A 241-nucleotide genomic window follows, 5' to 3' on the forward strand; every position below is an offset into this window, starting at 1 on the left:
GGCGCCGATGCCGTTGTATGGCGCGGCCGCTCGACGTACTTGGCCAAGGGCGTGTTCCTGCCCCGCCTGGACCGCCCGGAAGCCAGTGGTCCACGGCCGGACTTCACGCCGCCGCCGCCAACGGCGCTGTGGCGTCTCGGTGCCGACGCCGGCCGGAACTATGCCATGGTCTCCGGCGACTTCAACCCCATTCACCTCAGCCGCCTGTCGGCCAAGGCCCTGGGCATGAAGCGGTCACTGG

Annotated in this window: 1 protein-coding gene; it reads left to right on the forward strand. The window is 70.5% G+C overall.

All coding sequences use genetic code 11. The features are described 5' to 3' along the window. Nucleotides 1-241: MaoC/PaaZ C-terminal domain-containing protein (locus SB754_RS22605; protein ID WP_410784510.1), on the forward strand; the 241-nt coding region annotated here is incomplete at both ends.

The sequence above is a fragment of the Leifsonia sp. SIMBA_070 genome, from assembly GCF_046534635.1.
In the GTDB taxonomy this organism is placed as follows: Bacteria; Actinomycetota; Actinomycetes; order Actinomycetales; family Microbacteriaceae; genus Leifsonia.